General features: G+C 44.3%; 13 protein-coding genes and 1 pseudogene. 8 read left to right on the top strand and 6 right to left on the bottom strand.

Features of this window, described 5'->3' with window-relative positions; translation table 11 throughout:
* Positions 1–11 precede the first annotated feature (11 nt).
* Genes ACTNES_RS04210 through ACTNES_RS04195 form a run of 4 tightly spaced genes read left to right on the top strand, consistent with a single transcriptional unit; the run spans position 12 to position 4,242 of the window.
* Positions 12–269, top strand: a complete 258-nt coding sequence (locus ACTNES_RS04210) for a DUF4315 family protein (RefSeq protein WP_441038583.1) — start codon at positions 12–14, stop codon at positions 267–269.
* Complete coding sequence (locus ACTNES_RS04205) at positions 247–1,836, top strand: CD1107 family mobile element protein (RefSeq protein ID WP_441038582.1); 1,590 nt, start codon at positions 247–249, stop codon at positions 1,834–1,836. Before ACTNES_RS04210 ends, ACTNES_RS04205 begins: the two co-directional genes overlap by 23 nt.
* Positions 1,837–3,948, top strand: coding sequence for a DNA topoisomerase 3 (locus ACTNES_RS04200; protein ID WP_441038581.1), 2,112 nt, complete (start codon positions 1,837–1,839; stop codon positions 3,946–3,948). It begins immediately after the preceding gene.
* A 15-nt stretch (positions 3,949–3,963) separates the two neighbouring features.
* Positions 3,964–4,242: a hypothetical protein gene (locus ACTNES_RS04195; protein WP_441038580.1), complete on the top strand. Its 279-nt coding sequence runs from the start codon at positions 3,964–3,966 to the stop codon at positions 4,240–4,242.
* Between the two features lie 251 nt (positions 4,243–4,493).
* On the opposite strand, the gene ACTNES_RS04190 is transcribed toward ACTNES_RS04195, so the two are convergent.
* The gene (locus tag ACTNES_RS04190; protein WP_441038579.1) at positions 4,494–5,957 is read right to left on the bottom strand and encodes an IS6 family transposase; all 1,464 of its coding nucleotides are present in this window, start codon (positions 5,955–5,957) and stop codon (positions 4,494–4,496) included.
* Between the two features lie 176 nt (positions 5,958–6,133).
* Here ACTNES_RS04190 and ACTNES_RS04185 point away from each other — a divergent pair, with 176 nt between their 5' ends.
* The 4 genes and pseudogenes from ACTNES_RS04185 to ACTNES_RS04170 all read left to right on the top strand — a co-directional run.
* A complete protein-coding gene (locus ACTNES_RS04185; RefSeq protein WP_441038578.1) occupies positions 6,134–6,469 on the top strand; it encodes a helix-turn-helix domain-containing protein in 336 nt (111 codons plus the stop codon).
* Positions 6,470–6,541: 72 nt separating this feature from the next.
* Positions 6,542–14,911, top strand: coding sequence for a DEAD/DEAH box helicase family protein (locus ACTNES_RS04180; RefSeq protein ID WP_441038577.1), 8,370 nt, complete (start codon positions 6,542–6,544; stop codon positions 14,909–14,911).
* Between the two features lie 9 nt (positions 14,912–14,920).
* The gene (locus ACTNES_RS04175) at positions 14,921–15,754 is read left to right on the top strand and encodes a DUF6674 family protein (RefSeq protein WP_441038576.1); all 834 of its coding nucleotides are present in this window, start codon (positions 14,921–14,923) and stop codon (positions 15,752–15,754) included.
* Positions 15,755–15,822: 68 nt separating this feature from the next.
* Positions 15,823–18,309, top strand: a pseudogene (locus tag ACTNES_RS04170) (YodL domain-containing protein); the annotation flags it as partial.
* 344 nt (positions 18,310–18,653) lie between these two features.
* Here the strand turns inward: ACTNES_RS04170 and ACTNES_RS04165 are convergent.
* The 5 genes from ACTNES_RS04165 to ACTNES_RS04145 form a co-directional block, all read right to left on the bottom strand.
* Entirely contained in the window at positions 18,654–20,486 is a 1,833-nt protein-coding gene (locus ACTNES_RS04165) for a recombinase family protein (RefSeq protein WP_235250899.1), read from the bottom strand.
* Between the two features lie 281 nt (positions 20,487–20,767).
* The gene (locus ACTNES_RS04160; protein WP_317244421.1) at positions 20,768–21,451 is read right to left on the bottom strand and encodes a M15 family metallopeptidase; all 684 of its coding nucleotides are present in this window, start codon (positions 21,449–21,451) and stop codon (positions 20,768–20,770) included.
* Positions 21,452–22,663 carry an ABC transporter permease gene (locus ACTNES_RS04155; protein ID WP_235250898.1) on the bottom strand — a complete coding sequence of 404 codons (1,212 nt, stop codon included), beginning with the start codon at positions 22,661–22,663 and terminating at the stop codon, positions 21,452–21,454. It lies immediately after the preceding gene.
* Positions 22,650–23,537 (bottom strand): ABC transporter ATP-binding protein, encoded by an 888-nt coding sequence (locus tag ACTNES_RS04150; RefSeq protein WP_235250896.1) that lies wholly within the window; start codon positions 23,535–23,537, stop codon positions 22,650–22,652. Before ACTNES_RS04150 ends, ACTNES_RS04155 begins: the two co-directional genes overlap by 14 nt.
* On the bottom strand, positions 23,521–24,282 hold the full coding sequence (locus tag ACTNES_RS04145; protein ID WP_235250895.1) for a hypothetical protein: 762 nt from the start codon (positions 24,280–24,282) through the stop codon (positions 23,521–23,523). Before ACTNES_RS04145 ends, ACTNES_RS04150 begins: the two co-directional genes overlap by 17 nt.
* Positions 24,283–24,286 lie beyond the last annotated feature (4 nt).

Here is a 24,286-nt window from a genome sequence, read left to right as displayed (position 1 = left end):
AGTGAGATACTATGACAAAAAGCCAGAGAATAGAAAAGGAAATCTCAAAGACAAAAGAACAGCTCGCCACCATACAGGCAAAGTTAAAGAACCTGGAAGAAGAAAAACATATGGCGGAAAGAGCTGAAAAACTGGATATTATCGAAAAGCATAAAATCTCGTCCGAGAAGCTGCAATTACTTATCAAATTCAGCGAGGACGAGATTTTGCAGTTATTAGCACAAAAAGAAAAGGAGAGAACAGGAAATGAAGAAAAAGTTATCAGTTAAGGTGATCATGTCCCTTATCTTGTCGGCAGTATTGTTCTGTATGCCGATTGGGGCATTTATGGCAAACAGCGGCAATACCGTATCGGTACAGGCACAGGATACGGATGCAGAGGAAAATGAGAGTGAAACGGAAACACCGTCTACGGGAACTGAGGAAGAAAGCGAAAGTGAACAGGAAAGCTCTACTGTGTCCGGCAATGACATTCCCACACCGGAATGTACCTGTAAGGAGAAATGCTCACAGTATTCGGTGGATAAGGAATGTGAGGTCTGTAAAGAGGATTACAGTCTTTGTGAGTATGTGAATCCCAACGTGAAAATCACAATCAATACACCGACAGGGTGGCACAATGATACCACAAAGGTACATATCTTAGTTGAAGATGTGGCAAAGTCCGGCAACTTTACCGTAAAAAGCGTACAGGCGAAAGTTGCACAGAATGGAAGCTGGACAGACATCACAGAGGATATGTATGTGGAGATTTCGGAAAACTGCACCGTCTATGTGCTTGTGACAGACCAGAAGGGTAATACCTATGAGAAGAACCGTTACATTAAGTGCTTTGATTTTACCAAGCCAACCTTAAATGCGGCGGTCAGCGATGGTCTGTTAAGCGTACAGGCACACGATACGGATTCCGGAATCAAGGCAGTCTATGTGAATGGTTATGAATTTACAGAGCTGACGAATGGCGTTTTGAATATCCGTCTGCAACAGTTTGATGCAGGGTATCAGTATTTTACCATTTCCGCAATGGACAATGCCGGAAATATGTCGGAGGTCTATAAGACAGCCAACCCATATTACACCGATCCGGAAGCGGAGGACAGTAACGAAAGCGATCCGGCTAAGCAGCTCCCGGTCAGTGCAGAAGCAACCAAGCCTTCCTCAGCAACCGGACAGGTAACGGAGCATACGAAAACGGACAGTGAGGGCAATACCACATCGGAAACCAGTCTTGCAGAACAGAAAAAAGCTGCCATGCAGGAAGCAGATGCTTCGGAGCAGGCAGAAAATAATGCAGAGCAGTCAGAGAATGGGAAAGAGTTTTATACCATTCAGACCGCAAGTGATAAGGTGTTTTATCTGATTATCGACAGGGACGGTGATGAGGAAATGGTCTACTTCCTTACAGAGATCAGCGAAAATGACCTGTTAAATACGACAACGGATAACAGCGAGACACTTCCGAAAAATTCCGCAGCACTGGAGTCTGCAATCCCGGTAAGTGACAGCGCACTGCCAAACAATAATGCGGAAACGGATAATGAGGAAACAGAAGAATTACCAGAGGATGGCGAGGAAAGTACGGAAGAAAGTACCGAGGAACCGGAAGAACAGCCCGCACAGCCCGATAATCCGATGGGAACCTATATCGTGCTTGGCATTATTGCAGTCATTGGCATCGGCGCAGGTTACTATTTCAAGGTAGTCAAGAAAAAGAAAGAGCAGTTTCTTGATGAAGATGATGAGGAGGACGAGGAAGAAGAAGTCCTAGAAGATGAGGACGAAACTGAGGACACAGAGGACGATTTTTTTGAAAAAAACGATGAGGAGGACGAATAAATGCAGTTAGTAATCGCAGAAAAGCCGAGTGTGGCGAAAAGCATAGCAGATGTATTGGGAGCCTTAGACAGACAGGACGGATATTTTGAGGGCGGCGGTTATCTTGTAAGCTGGTGCGTGGGACATTTAATCGAGCTTGCAGAACCGGAAAGCTATGGAGAACAGTGGAAGAAATGGACTTACGAGAGCCTTCCGGTCAACCCGGAGCATTGGCAGTATGAGATCAAGGAGGATACCAAAGAGCAGTATGATGTGCTCTATGGTCTTTTGCATGACAGCAGAGTGGACGAGGTAGTGTGTGCCACCGATGCCGGACGGGAAGGAGAGCTTATCTTCCGTCTGGTCTACAACATGGCTTCCTGCAAAAAGCCCATGAAACGCTTATGGATTTCATCTATGGAGGAAAGTGCCATAAGGGAAGGATTTGAGAATTTGAAGCCGGGAAGTGACTATGATCATTTATACCATTCCGCACTTTGCAGACAAGAAGCGGACTGGCTTGTGGGTATCAACGGTACAAGGCTTTTTACCGTTTTATATGGCGGCAAGGTGTTAAAGGTGGGCAGGGTACAGACACCTACCCTTGCAATGCTTGTGGAGCGTGAAGCAAAGATTATGAATTTCAAGAAAGAGCAGTATTTTATGGCTCATATCCTCTGTGGCGGCGTGGATGCAGCCACAGAGAGGATTGACAATAAAACAGAAGCAGAAAATGTTGCAGGAGCTTGTCTGAACGGACAGGCTCTTGTTACGTCTGTGGCAAAGGAAGAAAAAGCAGTAGCACCGCCGAAACTCTATGACCTTACCACACTTCAGAGGGATGCAAACCGCCTATTCGGTTTTACTGCAAAGCAGACCTTGGAGTACACCCAGAGCCTTTATGAAAAAAAGCTGTGTACCTATCCGAGAACGGACAGCCAGTATTTGTCTGACGATATGGAGCAGACTGCCGGAAATGTAATCGAAGCAATTTTCAGTTCCATTCTTTTTGAGGAAAATAGGATGTTCAATCCGGATATTAAGCGTGTGTTAAACAGCAAAAAGGTTACAGACCACCATGCGATTATCCCCACAATGGAGATTGCAAAAGCTGACCTTGCAGCCCTGCCGGAAACGGAGCGAAAGATTTTATCCCTTGTGGCCAACAGACTGCTGTGTGCTACGGGGGAGAAACATCTTTATGAAACGGTCAAGGCAGAGCTTTCCTGTGGCGTTTACACCTTTACAACTTCTGGCAAGTCGGTCTTAAAAAACGGGTGGAAAGATTTTGAAGACGCCTTTAAGCGTTCTTTTAAGACAACGGAAGATAAAGAGCAGGAGGATAAGAAGCTGCCAGAGCTTTCCGAGGGGCAGACCTTTGACGGGGTACAGACGAAGATCAGCGAGCATTACACCACACCGCCGAAGCACTATACGGAAGATTCCCTTCTGTCTGCAATGGAGCGAGCCGGAAACGAGGACATGAGTGACGATGTGGAGCGTAAGGGACTTGGCACACCTGCCACCAGAGCAGACATTATCGAGAAGTTAGTCAAGGACGGTTTCGTGAAGCGTGAGAAAAAGCAGATGATCCCCACAGAGGATGGAATGAAGCTGATTACGGTGCTTCCCGATGTGGTGAAGTCCCCGAAACTTACCGCTGACTGGGAAAATGCCCTTACCCTTGTTGCAAAGGGAGAGATGGAGCGTGAGGACTTTATGTCAGATATTGAAACAATGGTATCTGACTTAATCCACACCTACCACGAAGTCAGTGACGAGCAGAAAAAGATGTTTGCACAGGAGCAGAAGGTACTTGGTAAATGCCCGAACTGTGGCGGAGAGGTAGTAAAGGGAAAATACGGAGCTTTCTGCAAGAATAAGTGCGGCATGAATGTAAGCCGGATCATGGGTGTTGCCCTGTCAGATGAACAGGTGGAAAGCCTGCTTACCGGGAAAAAGACGCTGTTAAAGGGGCTTACAAGCAAGGCGGGCAAGAAATACGATGCCTATATCATTCCGAGCGGTACGGAAGAATACCACTACACAAAGGACGGAGAAGAAAAGTCCGGAGTGCAGTTTAAGTTTGTCATGGAGTTTCCCAATAAGAAATTTACAGGAAAGAAAAAATAAAAGGAGGACGTAACAATGGGAGCAGAAGAAACAAAGAAAGTACAGGACAATGAGAGCAAGGCGGACAAGTTTGTCCGTCTTGGGGAGTATCGTGTGAACAAAGTCATTGATGCAATCGGTAGGCTTGAGAACCTTTCCAACCGCACCAATTACGAATACACACAGGAACAGGTGGAAGCCATGTTTTCCATCATGGAAAAAAGGCTTTTGGAAGTCAAAGGCAGATTTGCCCCGAAAAAGGAAAAAGAAGATACATTTTCATTTGGAAGAAAAGCAGAGGAAAGTGTCAAATGAGTTATGAAAAACTGAGTTGAAGAAAAAAGGCTCAGATGAACCTTGAAAACTGTAGATAGTTTAAGTAGTGGCAGCTGGCCGCCACCCTTGATAGCACGAAAAAGAACTGCTGGGAGTCGATTACCGACGGCGAAGAACTCAAGAACAGTTAGTACTTCTTCCGTCGCTCACAGCAGTGTAGCAGTTCTTTTTTGTGCCATCAAGGGCATGCCGCTTTGCGGTGGCTGGGTTATTTACCTCTGGCTTGGAATCTAAGAACAGTTAGCGGCTTCGCCGTGTTGCATGTTCAGGATTGTTTGCTGGCCAAGAAAGATGAGGAGCTGCCATTTGCCGGGCATGTTGTCAGCACCATGAAGCAACTCAACATCGTTAAGGACTTTGTATCCGGCGTGCTTGTGAGGGCGCAGAAAGTTGTAATAAGCAACCCATAGAGCAAGGTCATAGTTGGCTCCATCGACATTGTCGAAACCATTGGTCGGCCGGTAGGATAGCTTATAGGTTCTATTTAGTCGTTCTATCATCTGCTTGAAGGGGCGGTATTCTTTGGATACTTCATCATTATTGGTGAGTCCAATTACCTGAGTGATATTGAACTTAAAATCGTCCCCGTATTCTCTTAAGAATTGTTGGGCTGCCAAGATATAGGCACTGTAACCGTCTGCTATAAAGCGGAAGTTTTCGGGAAGCTTCTTTAAGTGTCTGAAAGCCATACGCATGGCAAGAATACAGGCACCGACATCTCGTTCTTGAGATATACGATAGCCAACAATGGAGCGATTCTTTGGATTCATGATGAACCAGATGAAAGCCTTTACACCACGGATTTTGATGTAGGTTTCGTCAGCGGTTACGATATCTTTTACATCGTAGTTGTAATTATCGACGAAGGGCTTGATGCAGATGGCGGCTGTTTTGCAATAGTTGGCTACCTGCTGGTGAGAGATATCGATGTTGTATAACTCTTTGAGAGCATACTTCGTCTGACGAAGAGACATTCGAAGGTTTACATGCATGGTTAAGCATAAGCCCATGACATTAGAATCAAACTTGGAAAACTTGAGCGATGATGCATTTTTAGGCAGCGAATTAAGATCCATCTTGAAGAAATCCAAGGTGAATTCGCGGTAGATGTAATGAAGTTTGTACTTGTTCTTACCATAGTCTTCCTTAAGGTCTTTTTTATCGACTTTACGGAGGTTCTTGATATAGTAGGGGCATTTAGGGTTCACACATTTATGAACAATAAAGTGCTTGCGATCTTTTTTAGGGACGAGGGTATTCATGCAGTGAGGACAGCGTAGCTTAAGTGATGTGTGACGGTTCTCTTCAGGAGAGAACTTCGTATCACATACCTTGCACATAAGCTGGCCTTTGGAACCGTTGTTCTTATAAAGATAGATACTAGGGGCATTGCAGCGAGGACATTTACAGTCTTCGTCGATGTCACATTCAGATCGACGACGGATGGGTTTGATAGGTTTGTGGTCATCTTTATAACGCCACTTAAGATAAGCCATGAAATCTCGGTAATCCCAAGGTTCAACATTCAGGATAAGTGGAAGTTCATCAATCTTGAATTTTTGATATTTTGGCGAGTTGGAATCATCATGAGCCCACTGCTTAAAAGGCATATATCTACAGAGAAGTTTTAATAAAAAGCAATTCATTGAATAGAGTTGTTGAATTATTTGAAGTAAATACAGTATAATAGTCACGAGCAATTAAATCCTTTCGTATTTTGTTTGTTGTGGTGACTACATTATACCGAAAAAAGGAGGTAATTGCTCTTTTTATTTGCAAACCTCCGAAAAATCAAGGTTTTAAAAGGATTTTTTAAAATAAAAAATGGGTAGTCTTTGACACTACCAAGCAGAGTAGGGAGGAAAGGGATATGTTTACAACAGGAGACAAATTATTAAATGTGATGAAAGAGGAAGAAATCGGGATTGCGGAGCTTTCCAGAATTTCCGGTGTGCCGGAGAGAACAATCCTTGACATTATGGCAGGAGTTAAGGAGCCTGAACTTGGTGTTATGTGCAAGATTGCAGACGGACTTGGTATCTGTGTGCATGAGCTTCGTGCAGATGAGGAGAGTTATGCGGTATCCGTTTCGAAGGATACCCTTGCCAAGCTGATCGTTGTCAGCGAGATTAACAACGTGGAACTGGAGGAACTGATCAACTGCATTTTGGAAAAAGGCATTGAGGAGCAAGGTTTTTATGCCTGATGCCGATAAGTAACTGATCACAGGCTGTAGGGTGCTTAAAGTGCCTTACAGCCTTTTTTACGGAGGTTTACCATGAGAAAATATAAATTGATTTCCGCACTGGCAGAGGAAACAGCAAAAGAAGTCGTGCGGAATGAAGAAAACTGGAGGAGATACCTAAATACTGCTTCCAGATTGTATAAATATCCATTTAAGGAACAGCTTTTAATCTATGCCCAAAGACCGGAGGCAACCGCCTGTGCTTCCATAGAGATATGGAATGAAAAGATGCACTGTTGGGTAAACAAAGGTGCAAAGGGCATTGCGCTGATTGATGAGGATAGTTTTTCCGGTTTGAAGTATGTCTTTGATATTTCAGATGTGCATAAGGCAAGAAGAATCGGACAATTCCCTAACCTTTGGGAGATGCGTGAGGAACACATGGAAGCAGTGATTTCCCGTTTGGAAAAAACTTATGGGGACACCGACAGGGAAGCCGGGTTTGTGGGACGTATCCGGGAGATTGCCGGACGGATTGCAGAGGATTGTTATAAAGAGCTTGCTTCGGATATGGAATACTTAAAGGAAGGGAGCTTTTTAGAGGAACTGGACGAGCTGAACGTGGAAATAAGGATACGGGAAACCCTTGCCGACAGCATTGCCCATACCGTTTTAAAGCGCTGCGGCATGGAGGAGAGCGAGCTTGCCGAAGAAATAAACTTTCCTTATATCCATGAGTTTAACACAGTGGAAACACTGTCACAGCTTGGCAGCAATGTGTCTGATTTATCCAAGCCAATCCTTATGGAAATTGGAAAAGCAATCGGAGCGTATGACAGGCAGATTGCCCAAAATCGGGAAGAAACGAGAGTAGGCAGGGAACGTATCGACACCCATGAGAAAAATATCGAAAAAGGACTTGCAAATGCATCTGAAGCAGACTATAATGCGTTAAAGCGTGAAAGCGAAAGCCAAGACGAACAATCTATCACACAGACCGGAGAAATCGGGGAAAGGAGCAAATATGATGAATCTGACATACGAGAAGAACGGGGATTATCAGATACCGATGGTAGTAATGGACGAACAGCCGAAGGAGGTACTGACGAAGTACGGACTGATGAGGAAGAAGTTCTTACAGGAACACAAGAACGGAGTATATACGGGACTTCTTCTGAACGGGAAGCTGAAGGAACACCTGTTAATGATACAGGAGCAGGCAGAGGAGAGAATGGAGCTTCTGACCGGACAGATGAAGGAGAGAGAGGGGATAACGGAGCAGATGAAAGCAGAAAATCAGATGCTCTGGGTAGCGAAGATGAACAGCATCGTACACTCGGCAGAGGAGATCGTGATGACGGAACTGATCTACAGTTAAATATCGAACAGCCGGAGGGAACCTATCAGCAGTTAAGCCTGTTTCCGAGCTTTGAGGAACAGGTCGGCACAATCGCAGCAGCGGAAGCAAGTATTCAATATACCATGCCCGCTGCTTTTTCTTTGCCACAGGAGCAGATTGACAGTATCTTGCGTAGTGGCGGCGGTAGGGATAACAGCAGAAAACGTATCTATGCCAAGTATCAGCAGGGTAAGACACCGGAAGAAATGGCAGAATTTTTAAAGAACGAGTATAAGACCACCGGAAAAGGTTTTGAGTTTGACGGAAATCCTGTTTCACTGTGGTTTGATGAAATGGGTATGCGTATAGGTTATGGTACATCGGCAAAGGAAAATACCCTTGCAGTGATGAGCTGGAGCGAAGTGGAGAGCCATATCCGTGTTATGGTGGAGAATGGTACTTATATGAGTGCAAATGAAGTATTCCTTGTGGATGCGGTGGAGCGTGAGAGAATTGCTACGGACATTAACAATTTCTTCCGTGATGGTATATCGGAAATGCCGGAGAGTCTGGAGCTTAAATTTTCTAACTACCCGGCAAGCATGGAAAGGCTATGCGAGCTTTTATCCACCACTGAGGGCAGAGAACTGATTCAGGATGAGCTTGAAAAGGCAAAAGCACAGCTTGACAGCGGAGAAAAGCAGATTAAATGGCGGTATGTGAAAAGACCGGATTATTTATTAGAACAGCTTGCGGATTTAGGTGTGGAAAAGAAAGAATTTCCGGCACCTGATACGGTGGAGGTAAGGAATGAGGATTTTATCACACAGGACGAGATTGATTACAGGCTGACCGGAGGAAGCAGTTTTGAACATGGAAAGTTCCGTATCTATGAGTATTTCATGGAAGGGCATGACAAGAAAGACAGCATTGCTTTTCTGAAAAATGAATATGGTACGGGTGGCAGTTCCCATGCACTTCCGGGAAGTGACAGAGCGCACGAGGATCACGATGCCAAAGGTATCCGTCTGGAGAAAGGTAACTATGGCAGTCCTTACGCAAAGGTGCTTTTAAACTGGAATGTTGTCGAGAAACGTATCCGGGAGCTTGTGCAGGCAGATAAATACCTTTCGCCGGAGGGAAAGGAAGCCTATGCACAGTATAAACAGGAACAGGCAGAGAAAGCCATGCAAAAAGAACAGGCGAAGTTGGAGCGTGGTGTAACCAATCAGGAATTAGATAGAGAAACAGGAACTGTTGCTGAAGGAGAACCAAAAGCACCGGAAACCGGAAAAACAGACATAGAGCAGTTAAATAAAAGGCTGTCTGAAATGTCGGCTGTGGTTAAAATCTGCGGAGCATTAGACCGGAAAGATGTGGTTGGCTGGAACGAGGAAACACAGGCGGTCACGATTACTGACGATGAGCGTACTTTAGAAGGAAAAGAGGTCTATGATTTCCTTTTTGCAGAAGCGGCAGACTATGTAATGATGCAGACAATTAGCGACGAAACAGAAAAAGCTCTGGAGATGGACGGACTGTTAAAGGATGCCGGACAGTATGCGTCACGTTATGAGGGTGAGCCTTCCATAGAGCAGACAGAAGAACAGCCTTTGACTGCGGATGATGTTAAAAACCTTGTATTGATAGACCGGGAATATATCAGAGGTACACGAACAACAGTCTATGATTTTGAGTGTGATATTCGTGGGGAACATGATAAGCTGCAATATACGCTTGAGTACCATGATGACGGAGAAGGCTTTACCATTCATACGGAGAAGGATGATATTTGGGAACGTATGCCGGAGCCTGAACTGGCACGATTGGAGGGCATTCTTGGCAGGGAAGCATTATATTTTAAGTACCATGATAAAATAACCGGGGCAAAGAGCCTTGAGGACATGGAGGAGATTCGCTTCAGCATTATGGAAGAAGAATCTCCTTATTTTTCTGCTGTTTCCCAAAGAGTATGGGGTGAATATGAACAGAAAAATGAAGAATTGTCCAATCCAATGCAAGAAAGTGAAGTGATTGCCGAACCAGAGCCGCAGAATGAAGCAGAAGCACCAAAGGAACAGCCGCCGCTTGACAAATCGGGTGCAGTCAACTTCCACATTGCTCCGGAAACAGAGGAAAGTGCCGGAAAAGGCTTTGCGGCAAAAGAAAAATTCCGTCAGAACGTGGAAGCAATCAGAACGCTTGAAAAGATTGAGGGCGAAAACCGTATTGCCACGCCGGAAGAACAGGAAATTTTAGCAAAATATGTGGGCTGGGGTGGTCTTGCTGATGCCTTTGATGAAACAAAAGCGAATTGGGCAAGTGAATATCAGGAATTAAAGAGCCTGTTGTCAGCCGAGGAATACGATTCAGCAAGGGAAAGCACCTTAAATGCCCACTACACAAGCCCTGTGATTATCAAGGCGATTTATGATGCGATGGAACGAATGGGCTTTTCAAAAGGCAACATTTTGGAGCCGGCAATGGGTATTGGCAACTTTTTCGGTATGCTGCCGGAAAGTATGCAGGAGAGCAGGCTTTATGGTGTGGAGCTTGATGAAATTACCGGAAGAATTGCAAGGCAGCTATACCCGAATGCCGATGTGAAGATCACAGGCTTTGAAAAGACGGAGTATCCCAATGATTTCTTTGATGTGGCAATCGGAAACGTGCCTTTCGGTCAGTACAAGGTGGCAGACAGAGCCTATGATAAGCATAACTTCCTCATACACGATTACTTTTTCGCCAAAGCCTTAGATAAGGTCAGACCGGGCGGCGTAGTGGCATTTGTCACTTCAAAGGGAACAATGGATAAGAAAAGTCCGGAAGTCAGAAAGTACCTTGCGCAGAGAGCGGAGCTTCTTGGAGCGATCAGGCTTCCAAACACAGCCTTTAAGGAAAATGCGGGGACGGAGGTCACTTCGGACATTCTTTTCCTAAAGAAGCGTGACAGGGTAATCGACACCCTGCCGGATTGGGTACATCTTTGTGAAAATGAAAATGGCATAGCCATGAACCAGTATTTTGCAGACCACCCGGAGATGATCATGGGAAAAATGGAAATGGTCAGCGGGCAGTTTGGCATGGAAGCCACCTGTACACCGGATACCACCATTCCTTTATCCAAGCAGCTTGAAAAGGCTATATCCCATATCGAGGGCAGCATTGACGAGGCAGAGTTCGATGAGCTTGATGATGAGCTGGCAAGAGAATCCATTCCCGCCGATCCAAGCGTGAAGAATTACAGTTACACGATCGTGGACGAGAGGGTGTATTACCGGGAAAATTCCATTATGAAGCCTGTGGACGTATCAGAAACGATGGAGCAGCGCATGAAAGGCATGGTGCAGATTCGTGACTGTACACAGGAGCTGATTGACTATCAGTTGAACGAATATCCGGAAGATATGATTAAGAGCAAGCAGGCAGAGCTTAATGAGCTGTATGATGCGTTTTCCAAGAAATACGGTCTGATCAATTCACAAACCAATAAGAGAGCGTTTAATCAGGACTCAAGCTATTGTCTGCTTTGTTCATTGGAGAAATTAGACGATGAGGGCAACTTCAAAGGCAAGGCTGATATGTTTTCAAAGCGAACCATTAAAAAAGCAGAAGTTGTCACAAGCGTGGATACCGCAAGTGAAGCACTGGCGGTGTCATTAGGGGAAAAGGCAAGGGTAGACCTAGCCTATATGTCGGAGCTTACGGGAAAAAGCAAGGAAGATGTGGCAAAGGAACTTGTCGGAATTATTTTCCAGAATCCGGTCACAGAAAAGTGGGAAACCGCAGACGAGTATTTAAGCGGCAATGTCCGGGAGAAGCTGGCAACGGCAAGGGTTTTTGCAGAGAATCGTCCGGAGTTTGCAATCAATGTCACAGCCCTTGAGGGTGTACAGCCCAAGGAGCTTGATGCAAGCGAGATTGAGGTGCGTATTGGTGCCACATGGATTGAGCCTAAGTACATCGAGGATTTCATGCGGGAAACCTTTGAAACACCGGATTACCTTTTTGACCGTAACCTTGTCGGGGTGCAGTATTCCGATGTGACAGGACAGTGGAACGTAAAGGGCAAAAATGCGGATCGTGGCAATTCACTTGTCAATATGACCTACGGAACGAGCCGGGCAAATGCCTACCGTATTCTGGAGGATTCCTTAAACCTTCGTGATACCCGTATTTTTGATACGATTGAGGAAGATGGAAAGGAAAAGAGAGTTCTTAACAAAAAGGAAACCACGCTTGCCAGCCAGAAACAGGAAGCCATCAGGGAAGCCTTTAAGGATTGGGTATTTCGTGATCCGGAGCGCAGACAGACCTTGTGTGCCAAGTACAACGAGCTTTTCAATTCCACCAGACCAAGAGAGTATGACGGTTCCCACCTGAAGTTTCCGGGCATGACACCGGATATTACATTAAGACCGCATCAGCTTAATGCGGTGGCACATCAGCTTTATGGGGATAATACCCTGCTTGCCCATTGTGTGGGTGCAGGTAAGACCTTTGAAATGATTGCTGCAGCAATGGAGAGCAAGCGGTTAGGGCTTTGTCAAAAAAGCTTATTTGTCGTACCGAACCACTTAACAGAGCAGTGGGCGAGTGATTTCCTGCGCCTGTATCCGGGTGCAAATATTTTAGCTGCCACAAAGAAAGATTTTGAGCCTGCCAACCGTAAGAAATTCTGTTCCCGTATTGCAACCGGGGATTATGATGCGGTCATCATCGGGCATACGCAGTTTGAAAAGATACCGCTTTCAACGGAAAGACAGGCTGCCATGATCGAGCGGCAGATAACGGAAATAGAAATGGCAATCGAAGCGGTCAAGGCAGAAAAGGGCGAGCGTTACACCATTAAACAGATGGAAAAGACAAAAAAATCATTAATCGCAAGGCTGAGCCGATTGAACGATACTTCCCGCAAGGACAATGTAGTAACCTTTGAACAGCTTGGCGTTGACAGGCTGTTTGTAGACGAGAGCCACAATTATAAGAACCTTTTCTTATACACCAAGATGCGGAACGTGGCGGGCATTGCACAGACGGAAGCACAGAAGTCCTCGGATATGTTTGCAAAGTGTCAGTACATGGACGAGCTGACAGGCGGCAAGGGCATTACTTTTGCAACAGGTACGCCGATTTCCAACAGTATGACGGAGCTTTATACGAATATGCGCTATCTGCAATACAATACGCTTCAGAAGCTCGGTCTTGGCAATTTCGACAGTTGGGCGGCTACTTTCGGAGAAACGCAGACCGCCATAGAGCTTGCACCGGAAGGAACCGGATACCGGGCAAAGACAAGGTTTGCCAAGTTCTTCAATCTGCCGGAGCTGATTTCACTTTTCAAGGAAAGTGCGGATATTCAGACACCGGATATGCTAAAGCTGCCTGTACCGGAAGCAGAGTACGAAAATGTGGTGTTAAAGCCGAGCGAGTATCAGAAAGAAATGGTACAGTCCCTTGCGGATCGTGCGGAGGCTGTTCGTGATAGGAAGGTAGAGCCACACGTTGACAATATGCTCAAAATCACCAATGACGGTAGAAAACTTGCATTAGACCAGCGTTTGATCAACGATATGCTTCCCGATGAGGATAATTCCAAAGCCACCACCTGTGTGGACAAGGCATGTGAGATATGGGAAGAAACAAAGGAACAGAAGTCGGCACAGCTTATCTTCTGTGACTTATCGACACCGAATGGAGATGGTACATTCAATGTTTATGAGGACATTCGGGGCAAACTGATTGAAAAGGGTGTCCCACCGGAAGAAATCGCATTTATCCATGATGCCAATACGGAGAAAAGAAAAGCGGAGCTGTTTGCAAAGGTAAGAAGCGGACAGGTTCGTTTTTTGTTGGGTTCTACTGCCAAAATGGGAGCCGGAACCAACGTACAGGACAGACTGATTGCATTACACCATTTGGATGTGCCCTGGCGTCCGTCTGACATTGAACAGCAGGAAGGTCGTATTTTACGACAGGGAAACATGAATGATAAGGTCAAGATTTTCCGGTATGTGACGGAAGGCACCTTCGACAGTTATTCATGGCAGCTCATTGAGAATAAGCAGAAGTTTATCGGGCAGATCATGACGAGCAAGTCCCCGGTACGTTCCTGTGAGGACATTGACGAAGCAGCGCTATCTTATGCAGAGGTAAAGGCACTTGCAACTGGAAACCCTTACATCAAGGAGAAGATGGACTTGGATATACAGGTGTCAAAGCTGAAGCTCTTAAAGGCGAACCACACAAGCCAGCGTTACCGTCTGGAGGACAATATCGCAAAGCATTACCCGATGCAGATCACAGCCTTAAAAGAAAGGCTTGAGGGATACCGGGCGGACATTCAGACCTACGCAGCGCATAAGCTGGTGGATAAGGACGCTTTTTCCATGAAGATAGGCAACCGTACCTATACAGACAAAAAGGAAGCGGGTGCGGCTCTGATTGATATGTGCCGGAGTGCCAAACAGCCAAACATGGCGGTCACAATCGGAGAATATCAGGGCTTTAAGATGAGCGTGTCTTTTGACTCGTTCTTCTCCAAGTTTACGATCAGCTTAAAAGGAAGTCTGAGCCATGAGGTGGAAATCGGAGCCGATCCGTTTGGAAATCTGCAAAGACTGTCCAATGCGTTAGAGGGAATGACCGGGAAAATGGCAGACGTGGAGCAGAAACTTTCCAATGTGGAACATCAGCTCGAAACCGCAAAGGTAGAGGTCACGAAACCTTTTGCACAGGAGCAGGAACTGGCGGAGAAGCTAGAGCGCCTTGCAGAGTTAAATGCGCTTCTTAATATGGATGAAAAGGGCGATAATGCGCTGGATATGGGCGATGATGAGCCGGAGGACGAAACGGGAGAGCAGAGTACACAGGCGCAGGAAAGCGAACCGGACAAGGCAGAAGATATACAGGCGGTGGCTGAGGAACCGTTAAAGCCTGTTGCAAGTTTTCTTATGTCGGAACGTATCGCAGAGCATGACAAGAAACGGATGTTAGCAGACGGTTCCAGAGGGCGGGTATCCGTCAAGGAGAAACTTGTAGAGATGAAGCAGAAAATATCCGATCAGAAGATGCCGGAGAAACCGGAAGTAACAAAGAGCAAAGGAAAAGAGGAAAGTTTATAGGAGGGTGCGATGGAAGCAAACGAACCAAAGAAAGAACAGAACACAGAGGAAATGGACGTTATGAAGCAGTTCATGGAGCTTATGGGACAGCAGGACATGAAAGAGCAGTCACAGGACTTTATGGAGGTCTTGCAGTATATCGCCGGGATGCAGTTACAGCTTTCCGCTATGGTGGACGAACTGCAGGGAGTACGAAAGCAGCTTGAAAAGATGCAGGAGAGCCAGCCGAAAGCAGCGGAAAGTCAGCTATTGGATAAGGTGTCATACCTCCAGGAGAAGGTAAGCAGTCTTGCAGAACGTTTATCGGAACTGAAAGACCATTTGATTGACACCGCAGCACAGGCAGTAACCGCCTTTAAGGAAAAGGGAAAAGAGGAAATGAACAGGGTTCTTCAGAAAGGAATTTCCAGTGTGAAGTCGGTGCTTTCCGGATGCCGGGAGAAGATGGTTGATGTGCTTACCAGTTATGAAAAGACCGCCAACCAAATAGACAGCATTGGGGACGAGCTCAAGCAGATCGGGAACAGCGTAGCCAACGTGGGAAGGCTCTTAACCGGAAAAGGCACAAAGGAAGTGTCGGACGAAAAAGAAGGCGTTGCCCTTACAAGGGTACTGAATATGCCTGTAAAGAAGCATATCTCAGCCTTAAAGAAACAGGTGGAGCGGATTGACGGTGCAGTAGCGAAGCTGGATAAGGTCTGTGCCGGACTGGATACCGGAAAGGATAAGGAAAAGAGCAGGGTGTCCGTCAAGGAAAAGCTGTCACAGATGAAAGTGAAATCGGAACAGCAGAAGAAAGAACCGGAAAAATCAAAGACTAAGAGTCAGGAAGCAAGTTTATAAAGTTTTATGGAAAGAGCAGGTAGCAATCTATCTGCTTTTTCCTGTTTTTATGATAAGGAGGACATACAATGGCAGATGCGAAAACAGAAAAACAGAAAGTACAGGAAATAACGGAGAAGCTGGAGCAGGGTATCAAGGAGCTTTTTGAAAGCGAGAAGTACAAGACCTATCTGAATACCATGTCAAAATTCCATAATTATAGCTTTAACAACACCATATTAATCGCAATGCAAAAGCCTGACGCTACGTTAGTGGCCGGATTCAAGGCTTGGCAGAAGAATTTTGACAGGCACGTTAAAAAAGGGGAAAAGGGTATCCGTATCCTTGCCCCGGCACCGTACAAGATTAAGGAAGAACAGGAGAAACTTGATCCGGTAACAGGAGAGATCATGCTTGACAAGAACGGAATGCCCATTACGGAGGAAGTGGAGATTAAGATACCCGCCTTTCGTGTGGTTCCGGTTTTTGATGTGTCACAGACGGACGGAAAGGAACTGCCGGATATAGGGGTAAATGAGCTTTCGGGAAGTGTGGAGGACTACGAGGACTTTATGCAGGCACTTACGGAGGTTTCCCCGGTTCCCATTATCTATGAAGATATAGAAGGGGAGGCAAAGGGATATTTCCATACCACAGACCACCGGATTGCCATACAGGAGGGCATGAGCCAGAGTCAGACCGTAAAGACCGCTATCCATGAGGTGGCACACGCAAAGCTTCATGACCGGGAACGGAATCAGGATATAGATGCGGTCTTAGACAAAGACCGCAACACAAAGGAAGTGGAAGCGGAGAGTGTTGCCTATACGGTGTGCCAGCACTTCGGCATTGATACCTCGGACTATTCCTTTGGGTATATTGCCGGATGGAGCAGTGACCGGGATATGAAAGAATTGAAATCTTCCCTTGATACCATACGAAAGACCGCTTCGGAGCTGATCACAGGCATTGAGGACAGGTTAGCAGAGTTACAGAAGGACAGGGCAGTGGAGCAGGAACAGAATAAGGAGAGTATTCTTCTGATACAGAATGATGATCTGACAAAATACAGCCTTGTGAGTGTCGTGGGAATGGACAGACAGGAACTTATGGACGTTCTTTCAGCCATGAGTGAGGACGATAAGCTGAGTATTCAAGCATATCTGGAGAGTAAAGGGGCATGGACAACCGAGATCGCCAATGAAGATACAAAAGAATTTGGAGAATACCACCTTGATGTCCGTTACAATACCGACACAGAGGAGCTTGTGGATATGAAAGAACGAAAGGAAATCTATGATAAGTCTATGGAGCCGATTGCCGCCGGAGATGTAGTGGTAAAATTCTCCGGTTCGATGGGAAGTGAATGGGAGATTTCCAAAATCACAAATATGTCCCCGGACGAAGTTAAAAAGCTGCTTTATGATATGGCTCTGCTTAATGAGAATGAGTGGGACGGAGATTATAATGCGTATCTGAAAGAACATGGGGCAGAAATGACTTTGATTAGTTCCAGTGCCGGACTGAATGAACACGCACCGCAGTTTTTTGATTTTGCATACGATGCAGATACAGGCGTGAGTGCATCAACGGAATTATCTGCCATACAGCAGGCAGAGAACCTTATCAACCGCATGGAGCATGGGGCAACAGTCTTTACGGATGATGAGAGAGATCTGATTGTGAATTACAATTACAAGCTCGATGACATGGAAAAGACAAGAGAATTGGCGGAGAAACTTGCATACATGATAGAAAATCAGCCTGTCAATGAAGCGCTTACTGTCATAGATGCACAGGCGGAGATTGATGCACTTCCGGATGGCAGGATAGGTCTTTCTGAGATGCATGAGTATGGTTATTCCTGGAATGAAATGCTGCCTTTGACAAAGGATAAGGCAACGGAGCTTTTCGGGGAAGATGTGGCTGTGTATCAGCTCCATGAGGACGGTTCCGAAATGCTCATTGAAGATTTGGAAGAATTAAAGGAGCATGAGGGCATTTTCGGAGTGGAAAAGGACGATTGGAGTGCCTATCTGGAACACCAGAGTATGAAACAGGAGTTAGAGGAAAGTCCTGCAAACAGGGAAACACAGCTTCTATTTGGCAGCGAGGACAGATTTGGTATTTATCAGCTCAAAGATACAGAGGAAGCAAGAGACATTCACTTTATGGGAATGGACTATCTTGAAAGCAGGGGAATTGCGGTCACAAAGAAGAATTATAACCTGATCTATACCGCACCATTAGAGGAAGGCACAAGCCTTGAAGATATTTACACCCGCTTTAATATAGATCGCCCCGCAGACTTCCGGGGACATTCCCTTTCTGTCAGTGATGTGGTGGTGCTTCATCAGAACGGAGAAAACACAAGCCATTATGTGGATTCCTTTGGTTACAGGGAAGTGCCGGAGTTTACAAAGGAGCTTATGGCAGAGCATACACAAGAACAGACTTCGGTCATTGATGAAACGACGGAGATCCTTTCGGAGATTGCACAGGAACACGCACAGGATGAACTGGACAGGGAAAATGAAGTGTTCCTCGTCAATTACAACGAATGGCGTGAGGTCAGTACGCTTGACTTGGAACAGAATTATTTTGCTATTGATGATCCGTATGCGGATGGGGATTTCAGACTTTTGCATTTGCAGAACCAGATCAAGGACATCACACCTGCAGGAGTGCATTTCGATACCTATGAGGAAGCTGCGGCTGCCCTTTATGAAGCAGAGCGGGAAATGGCGAATATGCCTTTCAATAAAGAAAATAACATCGGTTCCTACATGGTAAACGGAAGGGCACAGCTTGAGCGTATCATGGAAGCAAGACAGCTTCAGAAGCACATGTTGCGCTTTCATAGGGATATTTTTAGAAGTGGGCTTGAAACCCTTATGTAATGGGAGTTTCCGGCAGTTGCCTATGCTCCCTTTTTAGATTTGTCAGTATCTGTTGCAGCTTCTAAAGCTACTTTTTCTTTTTCAGCACGTTCTTTCTCAGCTTTGCGTCGGTTGTAGGTTCGATTCCACGCACGCTTGCGACGTTTCCGTTCTTCTTCGGCTAATTCTTCCGGTGTCAGTTCTGGCATTGGAACATCCAGCTTGCCTACATATTTGAGATAAATGTCGATTTCCTGTGTGCGTTCCCCTGTTGACTTGTCAGCTTCGTGAACTTCAATTCTGTCTATAAATTCGTGAATCATTGGTGTGGTCAGTTCAGAAAAATCTGTGTACTTATGAACCAGTGCGATGAATTTATCGACATTGGAAGCTTCTTCCTTTGCTGTGGCTAACTGCTCTCGGGCAGAAGTAAGGAATTCTTCTAATTCCGCCTGTTCCTTTTCGTAATCAGCAGACAGCAATTCAAAACGCTTATCCGACAGCTTCCCGGATACATTATCTTCATAAATACGTTTTATCAGATGATCAAGTTCAGTAACCCTCTTTTCAGATTTTGCAATCTTTTTTGTGAGAGCCTTCGTATCTGATTCCTGCTTCAGAACATTGGATTTTCTAACCTTTTCCAGAAATTCATCCTCATGTTCTTTGACATAGCTTGCCGTATATTGCAGTGTTGTCAAAATCAGGTCTCTGACCACATCTGTTCTTACGTGGTGTTGGGAGCATTTGTTTTCAAAATGTCCCTTTGCCTTGCTGTAGGTAGAGCAGGTGTAATTATTCTGTGCATTGGTATATTTACCGGTCGGATTTCCATCCTTATCCTTTTTCTCATAGCCTTTTGTGCGGTGGTTGAACATTTTAGCACCACAATCTGCGCAAAACATGAGTCCGGTCAATGGATTTGCTTTGCCCTGTGCGATTGGGCGGTGCTTGGTCTCTCTGATTTTCTGAACCATATACCAGGTGTCTTCATCAACAATAGCTTCCTGCGTATCTCTGAATATCAGCCAGTCCTCCGGATTAGCATATTGGGAATGCTTGTCCTTGTATGATTCCTTGAAGGTTCTGAAATTAACTGTGTGCCCCATGTATTCCGGTTTTGATACGAGGTCTGTGATAGTGGTAGCTGTCCACGAATAAGGTCTTGTCATATCGCATTTACCTCTGCAAGTACCGAGTCCTTGTTTTGCAAGATAGTAGGAAGGACGTTCAACCTTTTCGTTTGTAAGAATTCTCGCAACCTGCATCGGTCCATTCCCTTCAATAATCAACTGGAAAATGCGTCTTACCACAGCAGCGGCTTCTTCATCAACAAGCCAGTGGTTGTTATCTTCCGGGTCTTTTTTGTATCCGTAGATGGCATTAGAAGTCAGATGCTTGCCTTCCATACCTTTATTGCGAAGTACAGACTTGATTTTTCTGCTGGTATCACGCACATACCATTCATTCATAATGTTTAAGAATGGTGCAAATTCATTGGATTCAGAATGCGTGCTGTCAACACCATTGGAAATAGCAATAAAGCGGACGCCTTTTTCTCGGAACAGAACCTCTGTATAAAAGCCTACTTCCAGATAATTTCTGCCGATTCGGCTCATATCCTTGACGATAACACATTCGATTTTTCCTTCTTCAATGTCAGCAGTCAATTGCTTCCAATCCGGTCTGTCAAAGTTTGTGCCGCTATACCCATCATCGGTATAGTGAGCAAGGTTCGTAAACCCCTGTTCTTTGGCATACTTTTCAAGCATTTTCTTCTGGTTTACAATGCTGTTACTGTCTCCATTCAGTTCATCATCTCGTGACAGTCTCTCGTAAAGTGCTGTTATTTTGTTGTTGTCCGGTCTCTTCATAAAATCTCCTTTCCGAGGTATCCATACCTCTGTGACCGGGCATCTATGGATGAATTTATTCTACCATAGATACAGGGTCACTGCTATATAATCTTGTGATTCGGGAACAGATTTTCTAAAAATGACCATAAAAATGACAGGGTATGTAACCCTGTCATAAAGTCAGAAATTGTTCCTTCACTTATAGGAGAAATTCGAGGGGATAAACGGAACTGTTTTTTATAGCTTTTAGAATTGTTGTCAGCATTTATACAACACTAATCAGCCTTAAACAGCTACATTTATTTATTGCGGTCTAATTCATCAATATACTCTTCAAGACATATACCCTGTGAATATATTTCTTTTGCTGCTTCTTTTCCAACATACCGATAGTGCCAGGGTTCGTTAATCACTCCGGTTATATCCGTTTTGTCAGATGGATAACGCTTGATAAAACCATATTTGTGTGCGTTTTCAGCAAGCCATGTATAGACAGCATCACTGGAATTAATTGTTTTATCAGCATTTATATCAACAGCAATGCCAATCTGATGCTCGCTTGTTCCCGGTATTGCCACCCATTGCTCTGCAAGTCGTTTTGCCTCTGAACTGCTATGACCCTCATTTTTATATGCGTCTATTTTCTCATCCATCAGTTGCTGTTGCTTTTCTGTTGTACGATAGCCAGCGGCAACAAACAGCCCATATCCTTGCGCCCTTGCATCATCAAACATATCCTGCAAGTCCGGATAGATTCGAGAATCAACTTTTTCGCCATTAGATAGTTCGGTTAGCTCCACCTTATAATTATGGGGAATGTAGTTTTCATGATTAACAAGCAATAAATTCCAGCCATAATCATTATTTGCAGCATGATGTGTAATTCCAATTCCCTTTACAGCCAGCACATAAAGTATAATAATCAAAGCAGAGAGAAGTAGTACCCATTTTCGCATTCTCTTTTTATGTTCATGCCGTTTCACTTATTTAATCTCCGTTCTCTTATAAACACGATATAATATAGGTTGAAGGATCAGACAAACTACGGCATAAACAGGCACAATTACCGTTGCAGAGGTCATAATTTTTCCTCCAATTTCAATCAAAGCTGATTCTTTTAAGTCATTATAAATATCCAACAATTGATCCGGGAAAAAGGAACAGAAACCCGGCAGCGTAATAATTCGACTTAAAAAAGGAAACACACACAAAACAATAAAAGGTACAATAATTGCGGTAGCAGTGGAGTGACTAAATGCAGATACTAACATAGCAAGTGTAGCTGCAAATAATGTACCGATATAACCGCCTGCTACAATAAAAAGATAAGCCCTGAAAAAAGTAATATTGTAAACAGACCGCCACATATCTAATTGAAGCGGACAACCTGCGCCATCTGCACCGAGTACGCAAATGATAGTCAGCGTATAAAGCACTACAAAGACTATATAGAAAACTGAGGTAATCAGAAAACCCGCACCTACTTTTGATACAATAGCCTTGTTCCTTCCCATCTTAGCAGAAAAAAAGATGGAATCTGCTTTTGTCTGAAACTCGTCTGAAAAAATACCTGAGACCAAAAAACCAATCATCAAAGCTAACATCAAAATAAATGTTGATATGTTTTGCAGCAATGCTGCCCAACCATCCGTATATTCATAGTAAAATGGAGTGTCCAACGCTTCATATCGTTGAATCAAAAAATCCTTTTCTTTCTGCGTATAATATTCCTTACCGGAATCCAACCAATTTTTCAACGTAGAAATCCGCTTTTCATACAGCTTATTTACATCGTCCTCGGACACGCTGTCAGCGGCAAAATAATTGTAGTCTCTGTAATCGCTCCATGCGGAACTGATAACATCAAGAATACCCAAAATGCCTTGTTTCTCTGAAAATGCCTGATCCTGTTTTGCAATGTCATCAGACTGTGCTTCATCGGAATTGTTAATTCTCCTGTTTTCGGCAATCACTTTTTTCAGCACATCATCGGTAAGATAGCCTGCCCATTCGTTCCTTGCGTTTCTTAGATTCTTAGCAGCCGTAAACCCAACCGAATGATTCCCGTTTTCATCCACATATTCCACTCTGTTAATAGTCAAAATGCTGGTAATTATCGTAATCACAACCATAAGCAAAATTACAATTTTGTTCCTGGATTTAGAAAACACTTTCTTCAACTCAAAATTCAGCATTTTTATCACCTGCCTTTTCTCCGAAATAATACAAAAATACATCCTCTAAAGATGCTTCCACGCATTTTGCTTCGGGAACCGGCTTTTCTTTAGAGATAATTCTTAATTCCACGCCATCGGACTCTGCTTTCATATTTGAAATCTTATATTTTTCAGCCATAGAAGAGACCGCACTTTTTCTTACAAAACATTTCCATACATCTACCGGCATGGTACGAATGAGTTCATCCGATGTTCCGCTGCGCACTAGTTTTCCGTCTTTCATCAACCAGATTTGGTTTGCGATATATTCAATATCTGATACGATATGAGTAGACAATAGTACCAATCTTTCTTCTGACAATTCACTAATCAAATTACGAAAACGAATCCTCTCATTTGGATCAAGCCCTGCTGTCGGTTCGTCTAATACCAGGATTGCAGGATTATTTAACATTGCCTGTGCGATTCCTGCTCTACGTTTCATGCCGCCTGACAATTTTTTCATCTTTCTGTTGGTAACTTTGGAAAGACCAACTTTAGAAATTAGCTCTTTCACCCGTTTCTTAGCAACAGCAGGGCGTACTCCTTTTAGAGATGCAATGTACATCAAATAGTCCTGCACCGTAAATTCGGGGTAAAACCCAAAATCCTGTGGCAAATATCCCAGTAAATTTCGATATTCACTATCCATTTCAAAAATGTCTTTTCCATTACAGGTAATACTTCCGCTTGTAGGTTTCAGCAATGTGCAAAGCATTCGCATCATCGTTGTTTTTCCCGCTCCGTTTACCCCCAGCAGCCCATATACGCCATTTGTCATAGTCATGGTCAGATGGTCTACAGCCGTAAAGTTTCCGAATTTCTTCGTTAAATCATTAAATTTCACTTCCATTTTGTAACACCTCCAAATAATGATTGCAATGATTCAATAAGCGATAGATTGCAAGAAACATATAAATAGCTGCGAATCCAATCAACAGTATCCAGACTGGAACAGCAATCTTTTCATAGATATTTTCATTTAGGACGATAAACAGCCATATAGCACTCCATAAGACGCATAAGATAATCGCAGATCCTTCGCTGAAAGAATATTTACTGCATAGCGTGCCAAAACAGATGCAGGCTGTTACACTTAACGGAAGCAAAAATTGAACCATCAGTTGAAGCAGCTCAAAATGCAGACCAACGGTTGCGGCACCGCAGAACACAGTCAATAAAAGAGTATCTGCAATGCCAAACAATAGTGTTCTTGCTGCATACACCTGTTTTAAGGAAAAATAGGAAACAGCTTCGATTTCCATAGATTTGTTTGAACTGTTTTTCCAAAATTCCGGGATAACTAAAATAACGAATAATGATGCAATTACTCCCAGACTTCTTTGGATATAAAAATCATCCTCCGCATTTTTCAAGATAAACCACAAACAAAAAAGAAGCAGAAATTGAAACAGCCACCATTTCTTTTCAATTACTTTTAACTGTGTCCATAGGAACTCATGATATGACAGTATTTTTTTCTCTTCCGCAGCATAGAAAGCTTCCAATGATTTCTTTACCGTCAATCTGATTTTCTGTTCATCAGAAATGACTGTATTATCGCTCTTATTCTCATTAGATTGCTTATTTGCGTTCATAAAA

Source organism: Blautia sp. HCP3S3_D9, from assembly GCF_052063845.1.
GTDB lineage: Bacteria > Bacillota > Clostridia > Lachnospirales > Lachnospiraceae > Blautia_A.
The sequence above is the reverse complement of the archived record's forward strand: the minus strand, read 5'-3'. Positions and strand labels throughout refer to the sequence as shown.